The organism is Azoarcus sp. Soil_N_20, from assembly GCF_057656155.1.
Window position 1 is genome coordinate 58,237 of the sequence record NZ_JBDGKX010000021.1, and the last position, 7,566, is coordinate 65,802.

The 7,566-nt window shown below is 68.1% G+C and carries 6 protein-coding genes and 1 pseudogene; all 7 read right to left on the reverse strand.

The features are described from left to right. Positions 1-149 precede the first annotated feature (149 nt). Positions 150-1,634, reverse strand: coding sequence for an indoleacetamide hydrolase (gene iaaH, locus AC3A35_RS25430; protein ID WP_487439337.1), 1,485 nt, complete (start codon positions 1,632-1,634; stop codon positions 150-152). A gap of 60 nt (positions 1,635-1,694) precedes the next feature. After that, a complete protein-coding gene (locus AC3A35_RS25435; RefSeq protein ID WP_487439338.1) occupies positions 1,695-3,086 on the reverse strand; it encodes an amidase in 1,392 nt (463 codons plus the stop codon). After that, complete coding sequence (locus tag AC3A35_RS25440; protein WP_487439339.1) at positions 3,083-3,970, reverse strand: alpha/beta fold hydrolase; 888 nt, start codon at positions 3,968-3,970, stop codon at positions 3,083-3,085. The genes AC3A35_RS25435 and AC3A35_RS25440 overlap by 4 nt, the downstream gene beginning before the upstream one ends. Then, positions 3,967-4,725 carry an aspartate/glutamate racemase family protein gene (locus AC3A35_RS25445; RefSeq protein ID WP_487439340.1) on the reverse strand — a complete coding sequence of 253 codons (759 nt, stop codon included), beginning with the start codon at positions 4,723-4,725 and terminating at the stop codon, positions 3,967-3,969. Before AC3A35_RS25445 ends, AC3A35_RS25440 begins: the two co-directional genes overlap by 4 nt. A gap of 58 nt (positions 4,726-4,783) precedes the next feature. Further along, entirely contained in the window at positions 4,784-6,109 is a 1,326-nt protein-coding gene (locus AC3A35_RS25450; protein WP_487439341.1) for an acetylornithine deacetylase, read from the reverse strand. A gap of 23 nt (positions 6,110-6,132) precedes the next feature. Next, positions 6,133-7,155, reverse strand: a complete 1,023-nt coding sequence (locus AC3A35_RS25455) for an FAD-binding oxidoreductase (RefSeq protein ID WP_487439342.1) — start codon at positions 7,153-7,155, stop codon at positions 6,133-6,135. 93 nt (positions 7,156-7,248) lie between these two features. Next, positions 7,249-7,566: pseudogene (locus AC3A35_RS25460) on the reverse strand (Rieske 2Fe-2S domain-containing protein); the annotation flags it as partial.

A 7,566-nucleotide genomic window follows, 5' to 3' on the forward strand; every position in this document is an offset into this window, starting at 1 on the left:
GCGTTTCTCTCAAGCACTCATGTCGCCGCCACAGCCGGCGAACGCGATCGCCTTTACACCCAGATCAGTACCGGACACGCTCTTCAAGCGAAAAGCCCGCCTCGCGCGTAAAGCGGCGAGACGGGCTTCAAGCCGCACGGGGCGGCGGGCTATGCGGCTGCGGGGATACGGCCGAGCACCGCTTCCAGCGCGATGCCGATTGACAACATGCGCCGATCGGCTCCAGCCGGCCCGTCGAGCTCCAGGCCGACCGGCAGCCCGGTCCAGGGTCCGAGACCGATCGGCAGCTGGATCGACGGCAGATTGGCGCTGGCCGCGGGCTCGGTATTCTGGATCAGCAGGTGGAAGTTCTGCGGCAGGCTGACTTCGGGCCGGGCGACGGGCGCCACCACCGGTGTGGTCGGGAACACGAAGGCATCGAGGCGGTGGCGCGCGAACAACTCGCGATAATGCGCCTTCAGTGCCGGGCGGCCATATTTCAAGGCTTCGGCATAAACCGGCGCGGCATCGACGAGGGCACCGCCCGGGCCCGTCACCCGACGTGGCAGCACCAGGTCACGGTAGATGCCCTTGACGTCGGGACTGGCGATCTGCTCGTACAAGGCGTCGATCGAGATGCCCGGCCCCTGCTCGCGCAGATAGGCCACCATGTCGTCATAGGCTTCGTAGATCACCACCGGAAAGCCGATGGCTTCGTTCATTTCCTGCAAGCGGGCGTCGGGAACCTCGATGAACCGGACCCCGATCGCCTCGAGCTTGCGGACGGCCGCGCTCGCGACGGCCTGCGTATCGTCGTCGAGATTGGCCCAGAATCCTGCCACCACGCCAAGTCGCAAGGTATCGAAGCTGACCGGCGGCAGTGCGGCCTCGCCGCTGATGATGGCGTCCAGCAAAGCCACGTCCGCCATGCACAAGCCCATCGGCCCGATCGAGTCGCGACTGTTGGCGATCGGAATCACGCCCTGGCCTGAGTAGCGCCCCCAGGACGGCCTCAGCGATGCGCACCCGTTGAGCGCGCAGGGAATTCGCATCGAGCCGCCGGTGTCGGTACCCAGCGCTGCCAGCGCCATCCTCGCCCCCAGCGCAGCCGCGCTACCCGACGACGAGCCGCCGGCGATGTGCGCCGGATCGTAGGGATTGCGGACGCCGACCGTGTCGGGGTGATGGAAGGCATGGTTGTATCCGGTCGCACCGAACGCAAGCTCGTGCATGTTGGTCTTGCCGAGCACGATCGCGCCCGCCGCACGCAAGCGTTGCACCACCGGTGCATCGCCGCGCGGCACGAAGTTGGCCAATGCCGGCGTGCCGGCGGTGGCCGGCAGGCCGGCGGCGTGGATGTTGTCCTTGATGACGAGCGGAATGCCGCTCAGGGGTCTGGTGGGCTTGCCGGCCGCGCGCGCCTCGTCGGCCGCCTGAGCCTCGGCCAGGGCGCCTTCGGCATCCAGGGTGATGAAGATGTTCAGGTCGGCCCGGGCGTTGGCCCTGGAAATGCAATCGGCCACCAGGATCTCGCTGCGCAGCTCGCCCGATGCGTACAGGCTCGTCGCCTCGGCGATCGTCAGGTCGGAAAGGGCCGCCTTGGCGGCCTCGCCGGCCCGACGCTCGGGGCGGGCGGTCACTGTTTGTTCAGTCATGTATCGTCCTCGTCGTGATGCGTATGTGGTCTGCCCGCGGACCGGGCCCCCGGTCCTTGTTCAGGCGGGCGGATGCTGCCGATGCCAGTCGGTCGCGCGCTGGAAGGCCTCGCCCGCGCTGCACAACAGCGCCTCGGCGCCCTTGCGCGCGATCAGCTGGAAACCGATGGGCATGCCCCCTGCCGTCATGCCGCCGGGCAAGGTCAGCGCGGGGTGCCCACTGACATTGAAGGGAGACGAGAACTGGATCAGGCGCTGGTTGAGCACCGGATCCTGCGCGAGCTGGCCCAGCTGTTGATGGGTCGGCGCGGCAAACGGCTGAACCGGAACCAGCAGCAGATCGATCGTGCCCAGGAGCGCGGACATCCGCCCGGAAAAGGCCAGCGCGTCCAGGATTGCGCGCTGGTAGCGCATCCCGTCGATGCTTCGGCCGACCTCGATCAGCCGACTCAGCGCAGGGCCGTACTCCGCCGCCCGCGCCGGATAGGTCGCGGCATGGGCAAGTGCCGTCTGCACGCCGCACAGCACTTCCCACTCGCCGGCGATATGCCAGGCATCGGGGGCGGCGATGTCAACGATCTCGCCGCCCTGCCCGGCGATGGTCCGGATCGCCTGATCGATGACGGCCAGGGTCGCGGCATCCGAGCCCATCGCGTTCCAGTCCCGATCGATCCCCACCCTGAGCCCGGCGAGCCCGCGTCCACCGCCATCGCCCGCGGTGCGACAGGCAAGGAAGGAGGTCGGATCGAGCGCATCCTCACCGGCGATCGCCTCGTACATGATCGCGACGTCGCGCGCACTGCGCGCGAGCGGGCCGACATGATCGAGGGTGGCGGCCAGTTCGAACGATCCATGGCGGCTGACCGCACCCCAGGTCGGCTTCAGCCCGGTGACGCCGTTGGCCGCGCACGGAAAGCGGATCGAACCGCCGGTGTCGGTGCCCAGCGCGGCGAAACACAGTCCGGACGCGGTGGCCACCCCGGAGCCGCTGGACGAAGCGCCGGTCCAATGCTCGCGCCCCCACGGATTGGATGGCGGCTCGATCAGGGGGTGGGGGGTCGCGAACGCGCCCTCGGTCAGCTGCAGCTTGCCCAGCACGATCGCACCCGCCTCGCGCAGGCGCCGGACCACGGTGGCATCCTCGCGCGGCACGAAATCCTTGAACACGGTCGTCCCTGCGGCGGTCACCGTTCCCTCGGTCCAGAACAGATCCTTGACCGCGATCGGTACCCCATGGAGCGGACCGCGATAGTGACCGCGGCCGATCTCGGCCTCCGCCGTGGCGGCCGCGGCCAGGGCCTCGTCCGCCATCACCCGGGCATAGGCGCGGAGCTGTCCGTCGACGGCTTCGATCCGCGCCAGCATGTGGCGCACGAGTTCGACCGGGGACAGTTCGCGCCCCGCCAGCAGCGGCGCCACTTCGGCGACTTCCAGATAGTGCAGGTCGGTCATGCGGCGGCCCCCTCGAGAAACGCGAGCGCGGTCGCATTGAATTCGTCCGGGCATTCGGTCTGCAGGTGGTGCGCCGCCTTGCCGGTGACGTGAAGGCGCGCATCGGCGAAGTGATTGAGCATCAACATCGGCACGTCGATGGCGCCGAACCAGTCGTGCAGCCCCCAGAAGATCAGCGTCGGCGTGCTCACCCGGGACAGCAGCGGGGCAAGATTCTCGCCGCGCCCGAATGCTCCCGGCGTGGCGAGCAAGGCCTGAAACGCCGGATTGACGCTGGCCTCGAAGCGCAGTCTGACATTCTCGTCGTCGACCTTGTCGTCGTCGTGGAACTCGAAGCGGGCGATCAGTTCGCGCATCTTCTGCAGGCTGGGCCCGCCATCGGCAACGAAGTAGTCGCGAATGATCGCCTTGCCGTGCTTGCTGAACAGGGGCAGTGGTGCCAGCACGCCGCGATCGACCGGCTGCGAGCTGATCAGCACCAGTCGGCCCACCCTGTGTGGATGATCGACTGCGAGCCGGATCGCCACGCAACCGCCGAGCGACTGATTCACCAGGTGGGCGCGTTCGATCCCCAGCGCATCCATGAAACCCAGCAGTCGGGCGGCGTGCCAGGAGAAGATCGGACCGTCGATCGGCACCATGTCCGACTGGCCGAACTGCGGCAGGTCGACGAAGTAGCAGCGATGGTGCGCGGAAAAGGCCGCGGCACTGAGGCGGAAGTTGTTCCAGCCGGTACTGCCGGGGCCGCCGCCATGGGTGAAGATCACCGGCATGGCGGTCGCCGGACCATCGACCTCGCGGTAGTGCATGCGCACCCCGTCGACGGTCACGAACCGACTGGCGGGAGCTGCGGGGCCCATTGCGGGGGTGGAGGATACGGTCACGGCTTCACCTTCATCGGTTGATGGCTGAATGCGTCGTCCTTGTTCTGCTCCGGCGCCGGATAGGCCACGCCGCTGTGCGCCAGCCCCAGGTCGAGGAACAGCTCGCACATCTTGTAGGCGACGACACCGGGGTTCAGGACCGGTACCGGCAGCTGCGATGCGAGGTAGGCATGCGACTGGTGCATGGTGGTCGAGCCGAGGACGATGACATCGGCGCCATCCTCCTCGATGGCCAGCCGGGCCGCCGCCTCGAGCCTGGCGAACACGACCTCCTCCTTGCCCGCGAGCAGGGCCTCCGCATCCGGGCGCACGTCGATCGAGCGGATCGACGCGAGCCGGGATTCGAGGCCGTACTCCTTCAAGGTCTTGCGGTAGAGCGGATACCAGCGCGGCCACATGGTGAGGATGCTGAACCGGTGGCCCAGCATCGATGCAACATGGAAGGCACTCTGGCCGGGCGCGAGCACCGGGATCGACAGGCGCGAACGCAGCGCGCTCAGACCCGAATCGCTGACCGTATTGATGCACACCGCATCGAACCCCTCCTCCTCGGCACGCATCCCGGCCTCGATCACGGCCATCTCCATCAGCGCCATGTCGTAATAGCTGTCGGCCAGGGTCAGGACCTGTCCCGCGCCGACAAACGCGACCTCGATATCCGCCCGGCGGATACCCGGGGGCAGCTGGGCCTCGACCATCGGCCGGGTCGCCGCGCTGAGCGGCACCGGGAAAATCATCTTTATTCGCTTGCTCATCGACAGCCTCCACAAGCATTGCGGCCCCGGCCCCCAGCAGCGGGCTCGGGGTCACGGGTCAAAGCCCGAGGTCCGCGCGGGTCCGGGTCAGGGTGTCGATCACGATGTACATGATCTTTCGCGCGCACGGCAGCAGGTCCGGGATATAGGTCGCCCCCATCCCGCCCAGGCCCTCGGCCACCGGTTGCGGCGAACCCTGGGCCGGCCACGGCCAGCCGATGCGGGCGGTGGGCACGCCGTAGCGACGCAGCGCGGTGCCGTCGGTCTGCCCGCCGAGCAGGTCGGGCTGGCCATGCGGTCGCTGCTCGATGAACTCCCAGCCACGGCGCGCGGACTGGATCACCCAGTTGTCGGGATCGGTGGTGCCGCCCGGCACCGAGCCGTACATCTCCCAGTCCAGCACCAGATCGGGCCTGCGCGCACGCAGGTCGGCGACGAAGGCGGCGAACTGGGCCTTGACCTCGGCCGGGGTAGTGCGCGGACTGATCCGCACATCGAAGAAGATCTCGGTGATCGCCGACGGGAAGGCCGGACGCTCGGCGTCGCCGGAATGCACGCCGGAGATCCAGCCGTGCGGCGCCACCACCCCGGAGGTGTTGCGTTCGGCGTACGCGACCAGCCATTGCTCGAGTTCGCCGACCACCGCCGCGGCCGGCACCACCGAACTCCGGAAGCCCGGGGTGCCGCGCGGCACCCCGGCGTAGCCCAGGGTCCCATGCACGCGCAGCTTGAACCAGCCCATGCCCGGCTCTTCGTGATAGACCCAGTTCCACGGCTTCATCACCACCGCGAAATCGGCCGCCGCGCCGCGATTGAGCATGTGCAGCACGCCGTTGGACATCCCGGCGTGGCCGCGGGCGCCGACATCGACCGGCATGCCGCCGTCGGCCATGCCGACCAGCAGGTCGCCGACGATCGGCACCCGCGCCTCGATCAGCGCAGTGGCGATCTCGGTCAGGGTAGCCACCATCGCCTTCGGATTCGAGGCGCCCAGGCCATAGACCCAGTCCCCCTCGAGTACCGCACGCGGCTGCATGTCGATGCTGTCTTCACCGCCGGTCCATGCGCGCTCGGCGTCATCGCATTCGAGATGGGTGTCGATCGGAGCGTAGAGCATCAGGGTCGCGCCGCCGCCGCGGCCGCGATACTCGGCAAGCACGTTGCCGCTCGTTTCCGTCATCGGCTGGTAGCGCGCCCTGAGCCCGGCGGCGGACAGCGTCCCGGCCATGAATTCGCTCGCGGACCGCGCCGCGCCGGTGGGACTGTGAATGTCGGTGAGACTGAACAGCAGCCGTTTCAGGCGGGCCGGGTCGATGCGGGCACAGGCCTGCTCGTACCACTGCAGCTGCTCGGGGGAAAGCGGGACCGGGATGGTCTGGCTCATCGTGAATGCGCTCCGTGTCGGGTTCAGTTGCTGGGAACGAACTGTTCGCTGAAGATGTTGGCCGGCCTCACCCCGAGCTCGACAAGCCGGGTCGTGGCCGCATCGATCATGCCCTGCGGTCCGCACAGGTAAGCGACGGTGTCGGGGTCGGTAACGTCCGCGGGGGTCAGGGCCGACACCGGACTGCCTTCGTGAAAGCTGCCGTTGGCGCCGCGATCGACACAGATCCGGGTCTCGAGGGTGGGCAGCCACTGCTCGCGCAGCCCGATCTCGTCGAGATAGAAGAGCACGTCGGGCGTGGCGCAGCCGAAGTTCAGCAACATGGGCGGCTTGCGTCCGCCGAGTGCGCGAATGCGGTCGATCATCGACAGGACCGGTGCCAATCCGGTCCCGCCGGCCACGAAGATGTGCGGCGCGCGCGTCTTCTCACGGAGGAAGAAGGCGCCATAGGGTCCCTTGAGCTTGACCACGTCATCCGGCCTGGCCTTGCAGCTCAGCCACGAGGTCATCACGCCGGTGGGCAGCAGCCGGATCAGCAGATCGAGCCGCGGCAGATCCGCCTCCGTGCTGACCGGGGAGTAGCTGCGCAGGGCCCCGACCCCGGGAACCTCGACCTGGACGAACTGGCCCGGCTTGAAGTTCAGCCAGCTATCCTCGGCCAGTTCGAGCGACAGCTTGACCACGTTGGATGCAATGGGCTCGATCGCATTGACGAAGGCATGGACCTCGGTCGGCACCACGCCGCCGTCCTCGCTGCCGTAGGAGAGATCGAAGGTGCAGTCGCCGCGGGCCTGGGTCACGCACAGCAGGCGCTGGCCGGCCTGAAACTCGCTCGCCAGCAGGGTCGAGCTCGACCCGGGCCGCGCGACGGCCGTTCCCTCCACGAGCTGCGACGCGCAGCTCGAGCAACTGCCGGACCGGCACTGATGCAACAAGGGCACCCCGGCCGCCAGCGCGGCATCCAGCACGACTTCGTCGTCACCGACCTCGATCGCGCGACTGGCGCCGTCGGCAAATCGAAGCGTGACCGTATTCATTGTCTTCATGTTTTCTCTCTGCTCTCCGGAAAGGCCGGACGACCGGCACGAGCGCACGCACCGCATGCCGGCAGCGCCGGGCCGGGGGAAGTGCCCGTGGGTTCAGTCTTCGATCGGTTCGACGAAGTAGGCCGGCGGTTTGCCTTCGGCGGTTTTCTTGAAGCGGATCGAGTGAGCCTTCACTGCGCCCTCCACCCCCTTGCCCGGCTTGGCGATCCCCCGGTTCCAGCGCGAGGCGAGCTTGCGCCAGGTGATCGGCGAGATGTCGGTCGCCACCAGCTGCTCGTCGTCCCACCCGGTGCCGTCGGCGTAGAAGTTCTGCATCGCCTCGCGCGCATACAGGTCGCAGTCGTTGAACCCGTGCAGGCACAGCGGCTTGTACACCCGGTCGAAGCGGTACTGGTGGTCGGCGCGCTCCTT

Coding starts and splice junctions, on each gene's coding strand:
- AC3A35_RS25450 (WP_487439341.1), bottom strand. CDS start 6,109: ATGAGCCAGACCATCCCGGTCCCGCTTTCCCCCGAGCAGCTGCAGTGG.
- iaaH (WP_487439337.1), bottom strand. CDS start 1,634: ATGACTGAACAAACAGTGACCGCCCGCCCCGAGCGTCGGGCCGGCGAG.
- AC3A35_RS25445 (WP_487439340.1), bottom strand. CDS start 4,725: ATGAGCAAGCGAATAAAGATGATTTTCCCGGTGCCGCTCAGCGCGGCG.
- AC3A35_RS25435 (WP_487439338.1), bottom strand. CDS start 3,086: ATGACCGACCTGCACTATCTGGAAGTCGCCGAAGTGGCGCCGCTGCTG.
- AC3A35_RS25455 (WP_487439342.1), bottom strand. CDS start 7,155: ATGAAGACAATGAATACGGTCACGCTTCGATTTGCCGACGGCGCCAGT.